The organism is Agathobaculum hominis, assembly GCF_014288055.1.
Taxonomy (GTDB): Bacteria; Bacillota; Clostridia; order Oscillospirales; family Butyricicoccaceae; genus Agathobaculum; species Agathobaculum hominis.
Map to the genome: position 1 here is coordinate 13,917 of NZ_JACOPK010000011.1, position 15,869 is coordinate 29,785.

Sequence of the window (15,869 nt, forward strand, 5' to 3'; positions counted from 1 at the left end):
ATGAAAGCGCGTGTGCGGCGGCTCCTGCTGGTGCTCGCAGCGGCGGCGCTCCTGCTCGACGGGGGACTGCTGCTTGCCGGACGGCTCGGCGCCGCGTCCCTCCCCGAGGAGGACACCGCGTATTTTCTTGATGTAGGCGAGGGTGACTGCACGCTGCTCGTTTCGGGCGGCAGCACGGTCCTCGTGGATGCCGGTACACCGGAGGGCGCACCGGCGCTCGTGCGCGAGCTGAAAAGTCTCGGCGTGCGCCGGCTCGACGCCGTCATCGCGACGCATCCCCACGCCGACCATATCGGCGGCATGGAGGCGGTGCTCCGCGCGTTTCCCGTGCGCAGCTTTTACATGAGTGCGGAAACGCAGAGCGACGGGCTGGATGCGGCGCTCCGCCGGCGCAGACTCACGCCCCTCGTCCCGTATGACGGCGAGACGCTCACGCTGAAGGGCGGCGCTTCGCTCACGTTCCTCGGTCCGGCGGAGGATATCCCGGCTGACCAGATAAATGACCGCTCTCTGATCACTCTGTTTCAAACCGGCAGCGCTTCCGTCCTGCTGATGGGAGATGCGGAGGAGCCGGCCGAGCAGTCGCTCCTGCGGCACCATCCCGGGCTTCGGTGCGATATTCTGAAGGTCGGCCATCATGGCTCGGATACCTCGTCCTCTCCTGCATTTCTCTCTGCGCTCGGAGCGCAGACCGCCATCATATCCTGCGGCACGGACAACGACTACGGTCATCCGGCCGAACAAACGCTAACCAATCTGACACTTGCGGGTGTACGCGATATCCGCATGACCGCGGAAAGCGGCACGGTCGCGCTCCCGCTCATCGCTTACAAGGAGAATGCTGTATGAAAAAGACCGGCATCATCGATCACTTTGAGGGTGACTATATTTATGTAGAAATCGGTGAAGATACGGTAAAGATTCCGCGTGAAGGCGCTCCTGCAATGTTAGCAGAGGGCACTGTCGTTATCGTGGAGGACGGCCGCATCGTCGACGTGGATGAGATCGAGACGCAGCGCATGGAAAACGATATGCGCCGCCGCTTCGAGCGCATCCTCGGCGCAAAATCCGACGTATAAACCTTAGGCAGCACCGCACAATCAGAGCATGTTCCATTATGCGGTATTGCTTAATCTGCACCACTAAATTTCCCAAGAAGGCAAGGCGAAACACATGGAAAAGAAACCTTTTTTGACACTCCAGCAGGCGCAGGAGATCAGCAAGACCTATCCGACTCCGTTTCATATCTATGATGAAAAGGCGATCCGTGAGAACGCGCGCAAGGTAAAGGCCGCGTTTGCATGGAACCCGGGCTATAAGGAATATTTCGCGGTCAAGGCGACCCCCAATCCGCGTCTCGTTCAGATCCTGCACGAGGAGGGCTTCGGCTGCGACTGCTCGAGCTATACCGAGCTTCAGCTCAGCCGCGCCTGCGGCATTACCGGCCACGACATCATGTTCTCCTCGAATGTCACGCCGAACGAGGACTTCAAGCTCGCAAGCGACCTCGATGCGATCGTGAATTTCGACGACATCACCCACCTCGACTACTACGACAAGGTAGGCGAGTGGAAGGAGACCATGTCCTGCCGCTTCAATCCGGGTGGCGACTTCGTTCTCGAAAACGAGATCATGGACACGCCGCAGGAAGCCAAGTACGGCATGACCCGCGAGCAGCTGATCGAGGCGTTCAAGTACATGAAGCAGAAGGGCGTCAAGCACTTCGGCATCCATGCGTTCCTGGCCTCCAACACGGTTGCAAACGAATATTATCCGGCACTCGCCCGCATCCTGTTCAAGCTGGCCGTCGATGTTCAGAAGGAGACCGGCGTGCATATCGCGTTCATCAATCTGTCGGGCGGCGTAGGCATCCCCTACAAGCCGTGGCAGGAGCCGAACGACATCATGGCGATCGGCGAGGGCGTACACCGCGCCTTTGACGAGGTGCTTGTCCCGGCAGGCATGGACGACGTTTCCATCTACACCGAGATGGGCCGCTTTATCCTTGGCCCCTATGGCGCGCTTGTTGCAAAGTGCATCCACCACAAGCACACCTACAAGGAGTATGCCGGTCTGGATGCCTGCGCGGCAAACCTCATGCGTCCGGCGATGTATGGCGCATACCACCACATCACGGTCCTCGGCAAGGAGAATGCGCTGCATGACCGCACCTACGATGTAACCGGCGGTCTGTGCGAGAACAACGACAAGTTTGCAGTTGACCGCAACCTGCCGCGCATCGATATCGGTGATTATATCTATATCCATGACACCGGCGCGCATGGCTTCTCGATGGGCTATAACTACAACGGCAAGCTGCGCTCCGCAGAGCTGCTGCTCCGCGAGGACGGCTCGGTCGAGATGATCCGCCGTGCGGAGACCCCGAAGGACTACTTCGCAACCTTCGACTTCACCGGCCTGTTCGACGACCTCAAGTAAACAGAAAAACAGCAAGGGTACACCTGAGAACGGTGTACCCTTGTTTTCTGCATGAAAAAGAGCCGCTTGATGCGGCTCTCAGTCGGTCGATAAAGTGCGTTTTTCGACAGCTTAAGGTGTGTCTCCGTCGATGATGCCCTGCGCGATGTCGCGCTTGGGGCAGCGGCGGTTCATGGCCTGCTGTTCTATGTAGCTGTGCGCCTCCGGCTCGGACATTCCGCAGCACTCGATGAGCAGGCATTTCGCTCGGTCGACGAGGCGGATGTCCTCGATGCGCTTCTGGAGGCGGCGGTTTTCGTTTTGCAGTCCGTTCAGACGGCTGCGTGCGGCGCGCGTCATGCGCAGCGCCTGCATGAACAACACGCGCGAGAGCGGCTTGGGCACGACGAATACGCCGTCGTCCTCCACCTTTTCTGCGACGCTGTCCGCGATCTCCGCCTTTGCGAGCAGGATAACTCCTGCGGTGGTCTCGCCCGCGGCGAGCTGCGCCAGTTCATGGCCGAATTCGTCGGGCAGCGGCGTGTTGACCAGTACAAGGTCAAATTCGCCGTCCACGAGTGCGCGGCGCGCTTCGCTGCCGGCCTTCGCGCGGTACAGCTGAGACTGCACGCCGCAGGAGACCAGAAACTGCGCGAGCATTGTATGTGATTTATCGGTCGAAGAAACGACGAGAATACGTTCCATAGAGCGCGTTCCCCTCCTTTCGGTTGTCTCAGTAGCGTTCGAAGTAAAGCTGACGCTCGGCAGCGGTGCGGTCGTCGGCCAGCGCGATGCGATCATGCTCGGCCTGCTTGGCGGCGAAAAAGGCTGTGCGCATCTTTTCGGGCAGGTATTTTGCGATAAAGTCGCTGCTCTGCGCGGTGCGGATGGCCTCGCACAGCGACTCGGGCAGCGCATCATACCTGGCGCGGACCGCCTCGCTCGAGGTGAACAGGTTTTCCTCGCACGCAGGCGCAAGCTCGAGCTTGTTCTCGATGCCGTCCAGACCTGCGTGGATGAGCAGGGCGAATACGATGTACGGATTGATGCAGCCGTCGAACGAGCGCAGCTTGAAGCGGTTGGGCTTGCCGCCGGTCGCGAGCGGGACGGTGATGAGCGGCGCGCGGTTCTGGTGCGACCAGGTGATATACTTGGGCGCTTCGAACTCGCCGAGACGCTGGAAGGAATTGGTGAGCGGGTTGCCGAAGATGGTCATTTCGGCGGCGCGGCGCAGCACGCCTGCAACGAACTGACGGCCCTCCTCGGACTCCTCGATGGACGGATGGAACAGGTTCTGACCGTCCTTGGTGATCGAGACCGCGAGATGCAGGCCGCTGCCCGGGGTGTTCTGGAGCGGCTTGGGCAGGAAGGACGCATACAGGCCGCTCGAGGAGGCCATGGACTTGACGACCCACTTGAAGGTCACGAAATTATCCGCTGCCTCGAGCGCCTCCGCGGCGCGGAAATCGACCTCGTTCTGGCCGGGACCCTGCTCATGATGCGAGGACTCCGGCTGAATGTTCATCTCCTCGAGTGTCAGGCAGATCTGACGGCGCACGTTTTCCGCCTTGTCGAGCGGCGCGACGTCGAAATATTCGCCGTGGTCGTGGGGGATGGTGGTCGGGTGGCCGTTCTCGTCGAGCTCGAACAGATAGAACTCGCTCGCGGTGCACATAGTCAGCGAGTAGCCGGCCTTGCGCGCGCGGCGGCTCGCCTGCCGCAGCAGATAGCGGCCGTCGCCCTCGAACGGCGTGCCGTCCGGGTAGCGGATGTCGCAGTAAAAGCGAACGACGCGGCCCTGTGCCGGGCGCCACGGCAGCACGGAAAGCGTGGCCGGGTCGGGGAACAGCAGCAGGTCGGATGCGTCAACGTTGAGAAAGCCGCGCAGAGCGGACGCGTTGAAATGAATGCCGTATTCAAAGGCGCGCGTCAGCTCGGTCGGCTGAATGGCAATGTTCTTCTGGTTTCCGAAAATGTCGCAGAACGCCAGACGGATGAATTTTACGTCGTTTTCCTGAATAAACTGTACGACTTCGCTCATGGTGGTATCCATACGGAGAGCCTCCTTTTCTTTTATCCGGACAGGCGAAAAAGCTCCGACTGCAAAGGGGAGCTTTTCCGTACCGGTCTGAGTATTGTCTTACGCCTCGAAGGTGTAAAGCTGCTTGTAGCCTGCCGCCGGGTTCGGTGTCAGGACGAAATACTTCTGCTCCAGCAGGTCGGCAGCGTTTGCACCGAAATGACGGGCGTATTCCTTGATATAAGGCGCGATGTGCGTCATGTCTGCCTCGGTCGCCTCGTTTACGAGAACCTGAGGGGGAAGGCCGGTCGGGGCTTTATCACATCTTAGCACAATTCTGCCGCCGTGCATACCCGTTCCGCAAAAATTGTTGACCGGATATGCGCCGTTCTGGCCGATGCCGAGAACGAGGATGAGGCCGCCGGCCTGGTACTCGCCGAGGAACGAGCCTGCCTTGCCGCCGATGACGACGACGGGGAAGTGCTCCTGATAGGCCTTCATGTGGATGCCGCCGCGGTAGCCGCAGTCGCCCTCGATGAAGATGCGGCCGCCGCGCATGCCGTAGCCGCAGGCGTCGCCGACGTTGCCGTGGATGATGATGTCGCCCTCGTTCATCGTGTCGCCGACCGCCTCCTGCGCGTTGCCGAACACCTCGAGCGTCGAGCCGTTGAGGTACTGGCCGAGGCCGTTGCCCGGGGTGCCGTGTACCGTGATATTTTTGCCCGAGGAGCCGCAGCCGATGTAGCGCTGGCCGATCACGTTCTCGATCGTGATGCTGTCGTCCTTTTCAGCTGCCTCGCGGACCTTTTCGTTTACCTGCTTGTAATAGGTAAGACCTGCCTGAATTGTCGTCATCAGTGTGCGCCTCCTAACTTCTTTGCGCGTTCTGCGTGCGAAAATGCCATGAGCTGCGGCTTGTCGCGGATGAGCTCAAAGTCGATGGTGTCGAGCGGGGTCTGCTCGCGGATGAGCGAGGTGTAAATGCCTGCGCGGTCGACGTCGCCGATCAGAATGAAGCCGACGAGCCGGTTGTCGCGCGTCACGAGCAGCTTGTAGTGCTCGTCGTCCTGCTCGAGATAGGCCTCGCCGTCATAGGAGCCGGCGGTGATCATATGCAGGCCCATGAAGCCCGAAGCGTTCATCGGGATGGCCTTGGTGAACGAGCAGATATGGTCTGCCATGTTCTTGCCTGCGGTCTCGCCCTGCATATAGGCGTTCGGCAGGATGGCGAGGATGCGGTCCACGCCGGCCGCGATGTCGTGGGAGACCGTGCAGTCGCCTGCGGCATAGATGTTCGGCACGCAGGTGGCCGAGTGCTCGTCGATGAGGATGCCGCGGTTGACCTCGCAGCCTGCCTCGGCGGCAAGCTCAGTGTTCGGACGGACGCCGACCGCTACGACGAGAATATCGAAATCGATCGTGCCGCCGCTCTTGAGGTGCGCCTTGTTCGGCTCGAACTGCGCCACCGAGTCGCCGAGCAGGAATTTTACGCCCTTGCTCTCGATGTGCTTCTGGATGATGGCCGCCGGGACCTCGGTCAGAACGTTCGGCAGGATGCGCGGCGCGAGGTCGATGACGGTCAGCTCGGAAACACGCTGGTAGATGCCCTCGGCGCACTTCAGGCCGATGAGGCCCGCGCCGACGATGAGCACGCGCTTGTCGTTCGTCTCGCCGAGCATTTCGTTCAGATGCTTCGCGTCGTCGAGCGTCATGAAGCTCGTTTTGTTCTCGACCGTGTCCAGACCCTCCATCGGGGGAACGAACGGGCGCGAGCCGGTGCAGATGCACAGTCTGTCATAGGGGACGGACTCGCCGCTCGCGAGCGAGACGGTCTGCTTTTTCGGGTCAATGTGCTGCACCGTCCTGCCGAGCATGGTGGTGACGTTGTTCTTTTCGTAGAAGTCGTCCGGGCGGTACTGGAGCATCTTTTCCTCGGTCGTCTTGCCGAGCAGCATATAGGAAATGAGCGGACGACCGTAAACGTGATACGGTTCGGTGGAGATGATCGTGATGGGGCCGACCTTGTCCGCGGAGCGGATGCCCTCGATGGCGCCGACCGCTGCGGTGCCGTTGCCGATGATTACGTATTTCATTCTGCTCACCTCTCCTCGTAAACGATCGCCTTGTTCGGACAGCCCTGTACGCACATCGGCTGGCCGAACGCATTCTTCGCGCACAGCTCGCATTTCTGGATCGCGCCCTCGCTGGACGTGGAAAGCGCGCCGTAGGGGCAGGACAGAATGCAGGTGTAGCAGCCGACGCACTTGCCGGAGTCGATCTGCACCGCGCCGTCCACGATGGTCAGCGCGCCGGAGATACAGCCCTTGACGCACAGCGGATCGGTGCAGTGGCGGCAGGATACCGCGAAGGAGATGTTGTTGCGCTCCTCGATGCGGATGCGGGGCGCGATCTTGTGATCCTTGAGCGCCTTGACCATGGAGGACTTGCCCGAGTTTGCGAACGCACAGTAGTATTCGCAGAGATGGCAGCCAAGACACCATTTTTCGTTGACATATACTCGTTTCATCTATGTAAGACCCTTTCTTGTCCCGGTCAGGAGTTAGAAGTTAGGAATTCTGGCACGCGCAAAGCGCGTATTCATTCAAAGTCATTCACCGGCGTGCTTGATGCCGAGAATGTTCAGCTCGCGGTCGTTCAGACCGATGCCGCGAAGCATCAGACGGTTGCCGCGCAGGGCCTCGATGGAGTTGATGCCCATGCCGCCCATCATTTCCTTCAGCTCGTGATCCCACGCGGTGACGAGGTTGATCAGGCGCTGAGAGCCGATATCCGGGTTGAGGCGCTTGACCAGATCGGGACGCTGGGTCGCGATGCCCCAGTTGCACTTGCCGGTCTGGCAGGTGCGGCACAGGTGGCAGCCCATGGCGAGCAGGGCGCTGGTTGCGATGTAGCAGGCGTCTGCGCCGAGCGCGATGGCCTTCAGCAGATCTGCGGAGTTGCGGATGGAACCGCCGACAACGACCGAGACCTGATCGCGGATGCCCTCGTCGCGCAGACGCTGGTCGACAGCGGCGAGCGCAAGCTCGATCGGGATGCCGACGTTGTCGCGGATACGGGTCGGAGCCGCGCCGGTACCGCCGCGGTAGCCGTCGATGCAGATGACGTCCGCGCCCGAGCGGGCAACACCCGAAGCGATCGCCGCTACATTATGTACGGCTGCGATCTTGACCATGACCGGCTTTTTGTATTCGGTCGCTTCCTTGAGCGAGAATACGAGCTGGCGCAGGTCCTCGATGGAGTAGATATCGTGGTGGGGAGCCGGGGAGATGGCGTCCGTGCCCTCCGGGATCATACGGGTCTTGGAGATGTCCGGGCCGACCTTGAGGCCGGGCAGATGGCCGCCGATGCCGGGCTTTGCGCCCTGGCCCATCTTGATCTCGATGGCGGCGCCGGCTTCGAGATAATCCTTGTGCACGCCGAAGCGGCCGGATGCGACCTGAACGATGGTGTGGGGGCCGTACTGATAGAAGTCCTTGTGCAGGCCGCCCTCGCCGGTATTATAATAGGTACCGAGCGCGCAGGCTGCACGGGCGAGGGAAGCGTGGGCGTTGTAGGAGATCGAACCGTAGCTCATCGCGGAGAACATGATCGGCACGTTCAGCTCGAGCTGCGGCGTCATGTTCGGGACGAGCCTGCCGTCCTTGTCGCGCTCGATCTTGCCCGGCTTCTTGCCGAGGAAGGTCTTGGTCTCCATCGGCTCGCGCAGCGGATCGATGGACGGGTTGGTGACCTGCGAAGCGTTGATGAGGATCTTGTCCCAGTAGATCGGGTACGGCTTCGGGTTGCCCATCGAGGAGAGCAGCACGCCGCCCGAGCCTGCCTGACGGTAGACCTCGGAGATGGCCTTGCCGGTCCAGTTTGCGTTCTCCTTAAAGGTATGGTCGGTCTTTACGATCTTGAGCGCGCGGGTCGGGCAGAGCGATACGCAGCGGTGGCAGGCGACGCACTTGGACTCATCGACCTGCATCTTCTGAAATTCCGGGTCGTAAAAATGTACTTCGTTCGCGCATTGACGCTCGCAGGCGCGGCAGCAGATACAGCGGTCGTAATTGCGGACGACCTCATACTGCGGATATAAGAAATCAATAGCCATTACTTGTTCCCTCCGTCGTTCAGGTTGACAATGACAGCCTCGCCGCCGCGGGGCGCCCAGATCTTATCCAGCTCGGGGGCAATGACGCGGATCGCGCATTCCTCGGAAGCGATGTATACGGTCTCGTCCTTCTCGCCGACGACCATGCTGCGGAGCTTGAGCCGGTCGTTCAGCGCCATCAGGCCGCCGGTGTAGCCGACGAGGATGGAGAACGGGCCGGTGACCATGAGAGACGCGAAGGCGTTGCGCAGATAGGTCAGACGCTCGCGCTCACGCGGCTCCTGCTTTTCGATGGTGGACCAGAAGGGAGCTGCGATGACGTTGGAGATCTCGGGATAGGTAAGACCGAGCTTGCGGCCGAGATAATCGATGATATAGGTGATGACCTCGGTGTCGGTCAGAAGGTCGCAGGAATAGCCGAACATCTCGATGAAGCGGCGGTTTGCGTCGTAGGACGAGATCTCGCCGTTGTGGACGACCGTGGTATCGAGCAGCGCGAACGGATGCGCGCCGCCCCACCAGCCCGGGGTGTTGGTCGGGTAGCGGCCGTGGCAGGTCCACGAGTACGCCTCATAGTTTTCGAGCATATAGTATTCGCCGACGTCCTCGGGGAAGCCGTTGGCCTTGAATACGCCCATGTTCTTGCCGGAGGAGAAGATGTACGCGCCGTCGAGCGTGTGGTTGATGCGGATGACGAAGCGTGCGACGAACTCGCGCTCGTCGAGCTGGCTCGCGGCGAGCTTGGTCGGCAGGGGAGCGACGAAATAGCGCCAGATCATCGGCTCGTCCGTGATGCGCGGATGCTGACGGGTCGGGATCTTGGACAGGTTTACGATGTCGAAATGCTTCTCGATCTCGCGCTCGCACTCGTCCTTTGCCGCCTGCGTGTCGAAAAATACATGAAACGCATAGTAGTCGGCGTATTCCGGATAGATACCGTAGCCTGCGAAGCCGCCGCCCAGGCCGTTGGAACGATCGTGCATGGTGCGGATGGAGTCGATGATTCGGGTGCCGTTCTCGCGTGCGCCGTCCTTATGGAAGATGCCGGAGATCGCGCAGCCGGCGGGGATGCGGACTTGCCCTTCTTTTTGTAACATGGTGCTTCCTCCTTGTTTATGCGTATGTCTGCCCTTTTCCGGGAACGATCGGGCGCGTTTCGCCCGGTGGGGATCGTTTCGGAAAGGGGACTGCCGTCAGTCAAGTTTATTTATGCTTGTATTTGCCGGCGAAAACTTAACAAAATAAAAAGGTGCTCGCCATAGCTGAGGATCCGGATACCGAAATCCTCAGCTATGGCGAACACCTTTGTTCGCTTTATATTTTATAGCAGCGTGCCCGGCTTCGTCAAGCGGAAAGCGTATAAAAAACACATTTTTCACAACTTGCATAAAAACACGGCGGTGTCATAGGATAATTTAAGTATGTCGCACTAAATCTTCAAAAAAAGAAAAAAGCATCCCCATTTCTCTTGACAAAGCAAGGCGGGACGGCTATAATGCAAAGTGTAAACAGCAAAGGCGCTGTGGGCACGAAGTCCGCAGCGCCTGTTTTGTTTTATTCAGTTTGTTTGCTATTAAAATTAACATATGTAAGGAGCGAACCATTCATGAGCATAACGAATGTTCCCGAGCTGTTCGGCAGCATGGTGTTTAACGACGCCGTGATGAAAGAGCGTCTTCCCAAGGACGTCTACAAGAAGCTGAAAAAGACCATGCGCGAGGGCACTGCGATCGACGCCGATGTTGCTGCTGTTGTTGCAACGGCAATGAAGGACTGGGCGATCAGCAAGGGCGCGACCCACTATACGCACTGGTTCCAGCCGATGACCGGCATCACCGCCGAGAAGCATGACTCCTTCATCTCTCCGACCGACGACGGTCACGTGATGATGGAGTTCTCCGGCAAGGAGCTGATCAAGGGCGAGCCGGATGCATCTTCCTTCCCGTCCGGCGGCCTGCGCGCTACGTTCGAGGCGCGCGGCTACACCGCATGGGACCCGACCAGCTACGCTTTCGTAAAGGATGGTTCCCTTTACATTCCGACCGCGTTCTGCTCCTACACCGGTCAGATCCTCGATAAGAAGACCCCGCTGCTGCGTTCGATGGACGCGATCAGCACGCAGGCCTGCCGCATACTCAAGCTGTTCGGCAAGGATGTAAAGCGCGTTACCACCACCGTAGGCCCCGAGCAGGAGTACTTCCTGATCGACCGCGAGGACTTCGCAAAGCGCAAGGACCTCATCTTCACCGGCCGCACCCTGTTCGGCGCGATGCCGCCGAAGGGCCAGGAGATGGATGATCACTACTTCGGCGCACTCCGTCCGCGCGTTGCAGCGTTCATGCAGGATCTCGACGAGGAGCTGTGGAAGCTCGGCATCCTCTCCAAGACCAAGCACAACGAGGTTGCACCGTGCCAGCACGAGATGGCTCCGATCTTCTCCACCACCAATATCGCTACCGACCACAACCAGCTGACCATGGAGGTCATGCGCACGGTCGCTCAGAAGCACGGCTTTACCTGCCTGCTGCACGAGAAGCCGTTCGAGGGCGTCAATGGCTCCGGCAAGCACAATAACTGGTCTATTTCCACCGATGCAGGCGAGAACCTGCTCGAGCCGGGCAAGAACCCGGGCAAGAACGCACAGTTCCTGCTGTTCCTGACCGCAGTCGTCAAGGCTGTCGACGAGTATCAGGATCTGCTCCGCATCTCGGTCGCCTCCGCAGGCAACGATCACCGTCTGGGCGCGAACGAGGCTCCTCCGGCGATCATCTCCATGTTCATCGGCGACGAGCTTCAGGGCATTCTGGACGCTATCGAGTCCGACGCGGATTATACCGACGTAGACAAGACCAAGATGAACCTCGGCGCGGCTGTTCTGCCGGCGATCCCGAAGGACACCACCGACCGCAACCGTACCTCTCCGTTCGCCTTCACCGGCAACAAGTTCGAGTTCCGTTCGCTCGGCTCCTCGGTCAACATTGCCTGCGCGAACATCATGCTGAACACCGCAGTCGCAGATGAGCTGCGTCAGTTCGCAGATGAGCTCGAGGGCGCAGAGGACTTCACCGCGGCTCTCATGGCGCTCATCAAGCGCGAGATCAAGGCGCACAAGCGCATCATCTTCAACGGCAACGGCTATGACGAGTCCTGGGTCGTCGAGGCAGAGAAGCGCGGCCTGCTCAACTTCAAGAGCGCAGCCGATGCCTTCCCGCACTACGTTGACCAGAAGAACCTCGACCTGTTCGCAAAGCACAACGTTTACACCGCCGAGGAAATTCATTCCCGTATGGAGACCCAGCTCGAGGAGTACAACAAGATCCTGCACATCGAGGCGATGACCATGAGCGACATGGTACGCGAGGAGATCACTCCGGCGTGCATCGCGTTCGAGGGTGAGCTTGCAGCCACCGTCAACGGCAAGAAGGCTGCCGGCGTATCCGGCGGCATGGAAGCCGGCCTGCTGGGCAAGATTTCCGAGCTGACCGAGGAGCTGTACGCAAAGAATACGGCGCTTGACGAGGCGATTGCTGCGGCGCCGTCCGGCGACAACATCGAAACCGCGCACTATTACCACAATACTGTCATCGCTGCGATGGACGCGGTCCGTGCACCGGCTGATAAGCTCGAGGGTCTCGTCGGCAAGAAGTTCTGGCCGTTCCCGACCTACTCTGACATCCTGTTCTACGTATAAGAGCAGCAGTTACATTCGTTAGAAAATATTTTTCTATACACAATGGCGTGTATTTCCCCTTGTTCCTTCGGGAGCGGGGGAGATACACGCCATAATTTTTTAGGGGGTTTTACTCAATGGACATTCTCGATCTTGCGACATCGGTAGACGTAGGCTGGACGCTCGTCGCAGCGGCGCTGGTATTCTTCATGCAGGCCGGCTTCGCGATGGTGGAAACAGGCTTCACCCGTGCGAAGAACGCCGGCAACATCATCATGAAGAACCTGATGGATTTCTCGCTCGGCACGCCGATCTTCTGGGTCCTCGGCTTCGGCATCATGTTCGGTGCGGCAAGCCCGTTCTTCGGCGGCTTTGATTTCTTCGCTGACGGCGTAGTCGGCGAGGGCTACAACTGGACGACGCTGATCTTCCAGACCGTGTTCTGCGCGACGGCCGCCACCATCGTTTCCGGCTCCATGGCAGAGCGCACCAAGTTCTCTGCATACTGCATTTATTCGATGGTTATTTCCGCGGTCATCTACCCGGTTTCCGGTCACTGGATCTGGGGCGGCGGCTGGCTCGCAGAGCTTGGCTTCCATGATTTCGCAGGCTCCACGGCGGTACATATGGTCGGCGGCGTTGCCGCTCTGGTCGGCGCGGCTATCCTCGGTCCCCGTATCGGCAAGTACACCAAGGACGGCAAGGCTCGCGCGATCCCGGGTCACTCCCTGACCCTCGGCGCTCTCGGCTGCTTTATCCTGTGGTTCTGCTGGTTCGGCTTCAACGGCGGCTCTACCGTTGCACTGTCCGGCGGCGGCGCTGAGGTCGCATCCCGCGTATTCGTTACCACCAACATGGCGGCGGCTGTCGCTACCGTAACCGTTATGTGCATCACCTGGATTCGCTACAAGAAGCCTGATGTTTCCATGACGCTGAACGGCTCGCTCGCCGGTCTGGTCGCCATCACCGCAGGCTGCGATATGGTAACCCCGATGGGTTCCGCGATCATCGGCATCTGCGCAGGCTTCGCAGTTGTATTCGGCATCGAGTTCGTAGACCAGAAGCTCAAGGTCGATGACCCGGTCGGCGCTGTCGGCGTACACTGCATCAACGGCGCACTCGGCACCATCCTTACCGGCTTCTTCGCTTACTACAACGGCACCGAGGCCCGACCTCTCGGCCTGTTCTACGGCGGCGGCTTCCACTTCCTCGGCATCCAGATTCTCGGCGTTGTCGCAGTCATTGCATGGGTTGCGATCACCATGACCATCGTATTCAACATCATCAAGCACACCATCGGCCTTCGTGTTTCCGAGGCTGAGGAGATCATGGGCCTCGACAAGCCGGAGCACGGCCTGTCCTCCGCATATGCTGACTTTATGCCGGTCGTTCCGACTGTCCTTGGCACCAAGGCAGGCGAGACCGCGGCAAGGATCAAGGATACCGCTCCGGTAGCGGTCGAGAAGGCTGTTCCGGTCACCAAGGTCACCACCGAAGGTGCGGCAGCGGCCGATGGTCACAAGCTGAGCAAGGTCGTCATCATCACCAAGCAGTCCAAGTTTGAGGTACTCAAGGAAGCGCTGGCAGGCATCGGCGTATCCGGCATGACGGTAACGAACGTTATCGGCTGCGGCGTACAGAAGGGCGCTGCCGAGTATTACCGCGGCGCTGAGGTCGATGTAACCCTGCTCCCGAAGCTCAAGATGGAGGTCGTTGTCTCCAAGGTTCCGGTCGAGACGGTCGTTGAGGTCGTCAAGAAGGTTCTGTATACCGGCCACATCGGCGACGGCAAGATCTTCGTCTACGACGTAGAGAACGTCATTAAGGTTCGTACCGGCGCAGAAGGCTTTGACGCCCTGCAGGACGACGAATAAGACACAGACAATAAGAACCCCGAGGTTGCGGCCTCGGGGTTCTTTTGCATACAGCATAAAACCACCGCTCCGTGCCTTTCGGCATAGAGCGGCGGCTGTGCTTTATTTGCTTATTTTAATGTCTTTGCAAAGCTGTCCTTGAGGGTTACGATACGGTTGAAGCGGCCGGTCTCGCGGTCCTTGCAGTAGTAGCCCATGCGGACGAACTGGAAGCGGTCGCCTTCCTTCGCGTCAGCGAGCGACGGCTCGAGCTTGCAGCCGGTCAGCTTCTTGAGCGAATCCGGGTTGAGGTAATCCAGATAATCCGTGCCCTCCGGTACGTCGTTTACGTTCTCGAGGGTGAACAGGTTGTCGTACAGATACAGGTCTGCGTCGATGGCGTGCTCGGCGGATACCCAGTGGATGGTGCCCTTGACCTTGCGGCCGTCGACCGGCATGCCGTTGCGGGTCTCGAGGTCTGCGGTGCAGCGGATCTCGACGATCTCGCCGTTGTCATCCTTGACGATCTCGTTGCACTTGACGATATACGCGCCCATCAGACGGACCTCGCCGTCCGGCTTGAGACGCTGGAACTTCGGGGGCGGAACCTCGGCGAAGTCGCTCTTTTCGATATACAGCTCGCGGGTGAACGGTACCTTGCGGGTGCCGGCTTCCTCATTGCGCGGATTGTTCGGAACCTCGAACTCCTCGCACTGTCCCTCCGGATAGTTGGTGATAACCAGCTTGACCGGCTCGGTGACAGCCATGCGGCGCAGCGCGGTGTCGTTCAGCTCTTCGCGGATGCAGTGCTCGAGCAGCTTGATGTCGACGAGCGAATTTGCCTTCGCGATGCCGGCGCGCTGTACAAAGTCAAGGATAGCGCTCGGCGTATAGCCGCGGCGGCGCAGTGCACACAGGGTAGGCATGCGCGGATCGTCCCAGCCCTCGACGTGCTTTTCAAATACCAGCTGGCGCAGGTAACGCTTGGACATAACGGTGTGCGTTACGTTCAGACGGGCGAACTCGCGCTGCTTCGGATGATGCGGCAGCGGGCAGTTGTCAACGACCCACTCGTACAGCGGACGGTGGTTCTCGAACTCGATCGAGCACATGGAGTGCGTGATGCCCTCAAGTGCGTCCTGAATCGGGTGTGCGAAGTCGTACAGCGGATAGATGCACCACTTGTCGCCCTGACGGTGATGATGTGCGCGGACGATGCGGTAGATGGCCGGGTCGCGCAGGTTCATGTTCGGGCTTGCCATGTCGATCTTGGCGCGGAGCGTCTTGGAGCCGTCGGCGAACTTGCCGTCGCGCATATCCTGAAACAGCTGGAGGTTTTCCTCGACCGAGCGGTCGCGGTACGGGCTCAGCTTGCCCGGCTCGGTCAGAGAGCCGCGGTACGCGCGCATTTCCTCCTGCGTCAGATCGTCTACATACGCCTTGCCGTCCTTGATGAGCTGCACGGCGCACTCGAAGCAGGTCTCGAAGTAATCCGAGCCGTAGTAGACACCGCCGCTCGGCTCCTCGCCGGTCAGCCACTTGATGTCCTCCCAGATGGAGTCTACATACTCGGTATCTTCCTTGACCGGGTTGGTGTCGTCGTAGCGCAGGTTGAACAGGCCGTTGTATTTCTTCGCGATCGACCAGTTGATGAAGATCGCCTTTGCCGAGCCGATGTGCAGATAGCCGTTCGGCTCGGGCGGAAAACGGGTATGAATGCGCTCGGACAGGCCGTTTGCGATGTCCTCGTCAATGATTTCCGTCAGAAAGTTATTTACATTTTCCATCATAGCT

Annotated in this window: 13 protein-coding genes; 5 read left to right on the plus strand and 8 right to left on the minus strand. The window is 59.6% G+C overall.

All coding sequences use genetic code 11. From position 1 onward, the window contains the following. From H8S02_RS11070 to H8S02_RS11080, 3 genes are all read left to right on the plus strand, one after another. Positions 1–849 (plus strand): ComEC/Rec2 family competence protein, encoded by an 849-nt coding sequence (locus H8S02_RS11070; RefSeq protein ID WP_186970574.1) that lies wholly within the window; start codon positions 1–3, stop codon positions 847–849. After that, on the plus strand, positions 846–1,079 hold the full coding sequence (locus H8S02_RS11075) for a DUF3006 domain-containing protein (RefSeq protein WP_118686534.1): 234 nt from the start codon (positions 846–848) through the stop codon (positions 1,077–1,079). Before H8S02_RS11070 ends, H8S02_RS11075 begins: the two co-directional genes overlap by 4 nt. 94 nt (positions 1,080–1,173) lie before the next feature. Continuing rightward, the gene (locus H8S02_RS11080) at positions 1,174–2,439 is read left to right on the plus strand and encodes a diaminopimelate decarboxylase (protein ID WP_186970575.1); all 1,266 of its coding nucleotides are present in this window, start codon (positions 1,174–1,176) and stop codon (positions 2,437–2,439) included. Positions 2,440–2,550: 111 nt separating this feature from the next. Here H8S02_RS11080 and H8S02_RS11085 read toward each other — a convergent pair whose 3' ends face one another. From H8S02_RS11085 to H8S02_RS11115, 7 genes are all read right to left on the minus strand, one after another. Continuing rightward, a complete protein-coding gene (locus H8S02_RS11085; protein ID WP_186970576.1) occupies positions 2,551–3,123 on the minus strand; it encodes an ANTAR domain-containing response regulator in 573 nt (190 codons plus the stop codon). Between the two features lie 28 nt (positions 3,124–3,151). Beyond that, positions 3,152–4,471, minus strand: coding sequence for a glutamine synthetase family protein (locus tag H8S02_RS11090; RefSeq protein ID WP_186970577.1), 1,320 nt, complete (start codon positions 4,469–4,471; stop codon positions 3,152–3,154). 87 nt (positions 4,472–4,558) lie between these two features. Beyond that, complete coding sequence (locus H8S02_RS11095; RefSeq protein ID WP_186970578.1) at positions 4,559–5,293, minus strand: GltB/FmdC/FwdC-like GXGXG domain-containing protein; 735 nt, start codon at positions 5,291–5,293, stop codon at positions 4,559–4,561. Beyond that, a complete protein-coding gene (locus H8S02_RS11100; RefSeq protein ID WP_186970579.1) occupies positions 5,293–6,531 on the minus strand; it encodes an NAD(P)/FAD-dependent oxidoreductase in 1,239 nt (412 codons plus the stop codon). Before H8S02_RS11100 ends, H8S02_RS11095 begins: the two co-directional genes overlap by 1 nt. Positions 6,532–6,536: 5 nt before the next feature. Continuing rightward, entirely contained in the window at positions 6,537–6,965 is a 429-nt protein-coding gene (locus H8S02_RS11105) for a 4Fe-4S dicluster domain-containing protein (protein WP_118686539.1), read from the minus strand. An 81-nt stretch (positions 6,966–7,046) separates the two neighbouring features. After that, the gene (locus tag H8S02_RS11110) at positions 7,047–8,552 is read right to left on the minus strand and encodes a glutamate synthase-related protein (protein WP_186970580.1); all 1,506 of its coding nucleotides are present in this window, start codon (positions 8,550–8,552) and stop codon (positions 7,047–7,049) included. Beyond that, on the minus strand, positions 8,552–9,649 hold the full coding sequence (locus H8S02_RS11115; protein WP_118722747.1) for a class II glutamine amidotransferase: 1,098 nt from the start codon (positions 9,647–9,649) through the stop codon (positions 8,552–8,554). The genes H8S02_RS11110 and H8S02_RS11115 overlap by 1 nt, the downstream gene beginning before the upstream one ends. Before the next feature lie 515 nt (positions 9,650–10,164). On the opposite strand from H8S02_RS11115, the gene H8S02_RS11120 reads away from it, so the two are divergent. Beyond that, complete coding sequence (locus H8S02_RS11120; protein ID WP_186970623.1) at positions 10,165–12,243, plus strand: glutamine synthetase III family protein; 2,079 nt, start codon at positions 10,165–10,167, stop codon at positions 12,241–12,243. Positions 12,244–12,359: 116 nt separating this feature from the next. After that, entirely contained in the window at positions 12,360–14,096 is a 1,737-nt protein-coding gene (locus H8S02_RS11125; protein WP_186970581.1) for an ammonium transporter, read from the plus strand. Between the two features lie 110 nt (positions 14,097–14,206). Here the strand turns inward: H8S02_RS11125 and H8S02_RS11130 are convergent, their stop codons facing one another. Beyond that, the gene (locus tag H8S02_RS11130) at positions 14,207–15,862 is read right to left on the minus strand and encodes a glutamine--tRNA ligase/YqeY domain fusion protein (protein ID WP_207722123.1); all 1,656 of its coding nucleotides are present in this window, start codon (positions 15,860–15,862) and stop codon (positions 14,207–14,209) included. Positions 15,863–15,869 lie beyond the last annotated feature (7 nt).

Bases quoted from the DNA above. Each gene is read 5' to 3' on its own strand.
- H8S02_RS11105 (WP_118686539.1), bottom strand. From the start codon at position 6,965: ATGAAACGAGTATATGTCAACGAAAAATGGTGTCTTGGCTGCCATCTC.
- H8S02_RS11070 (WP_186970574.1), top strand. From the start codon at position 1: ATGAAAGCGCGTGTGCGGCGGCTCCTGCTGGTGCTCGCAGCGGCGGCG.
- H8S02_RS11090 (WP_186970577.1), bottom strand. From the start codon at position 4,471: ATGGATACCACCATGAGCGAAGTCGTACAGTTTATTCAGGAAAACGAC.
- H8S02_RS11095 (WP_186970578.1), bottom strand. From the start codon at position 5,293: ATGACGACAATTCAGGCAGGTCTTACCTATTACAAGCAGGTAAACGAA.
- H8S02_RS11115 (WP_118722747.1), bottom strand. From the start codon at position 9,649: ATGTTACAAAAAGAAGGGCAAGTCCGCATCCCCGCCGGCTGCGCGATC.
- H8S02_RS11130 (WP_207722123.1), bottom strand. From the start codon at position 15,862: ATGGAAAATGTAAATAACTTTCTGACGGAAATCATTGACGAGGACATC.
- H8S02_RS11075 (WP_118686534.1), top strand. From the start codon at position 846: ATGAAAAAGACCGGCATCATCGATCACTTTGAGGGTGACTATATTTAT.
- H8S02_RS11110 (WP_186970580.1), bottom strand. From the start codon at position 8,552: ATGGCTATTGATTTCTTATATCCGCAGTATGAGGTCGTCCGCAATTAC.
- H8S02_RS11085 (WP_186970576.1), bottom strand. From the start codon at position 3,123: ATGGAACGTATTCTCGTCGTTTCTTCGACCGATAAATCACATACAATG.
- H8S02_RS11080 (WP_186970575.1), top strand. From the start codon at position 1,174: ATGGAAAAGAAACCTTTTTTGACACTCCAGCAGGCGCAGGAGATCAGC.
- H8S02_RS11100 (WP_186970579.1), bottom strand. From the start codon at position 6,531: ATGAAATACGTAATCATCGGCAACGGCACCGCAGCGGTCGGCGCCATC.
- H8S02_RS11125 (WP_186970581.1), top strand. From the start codon at position 12,360: ATGGACATTCTCGATCTTGCGACATCGGTAGACGTAGGCTGGACGCTC.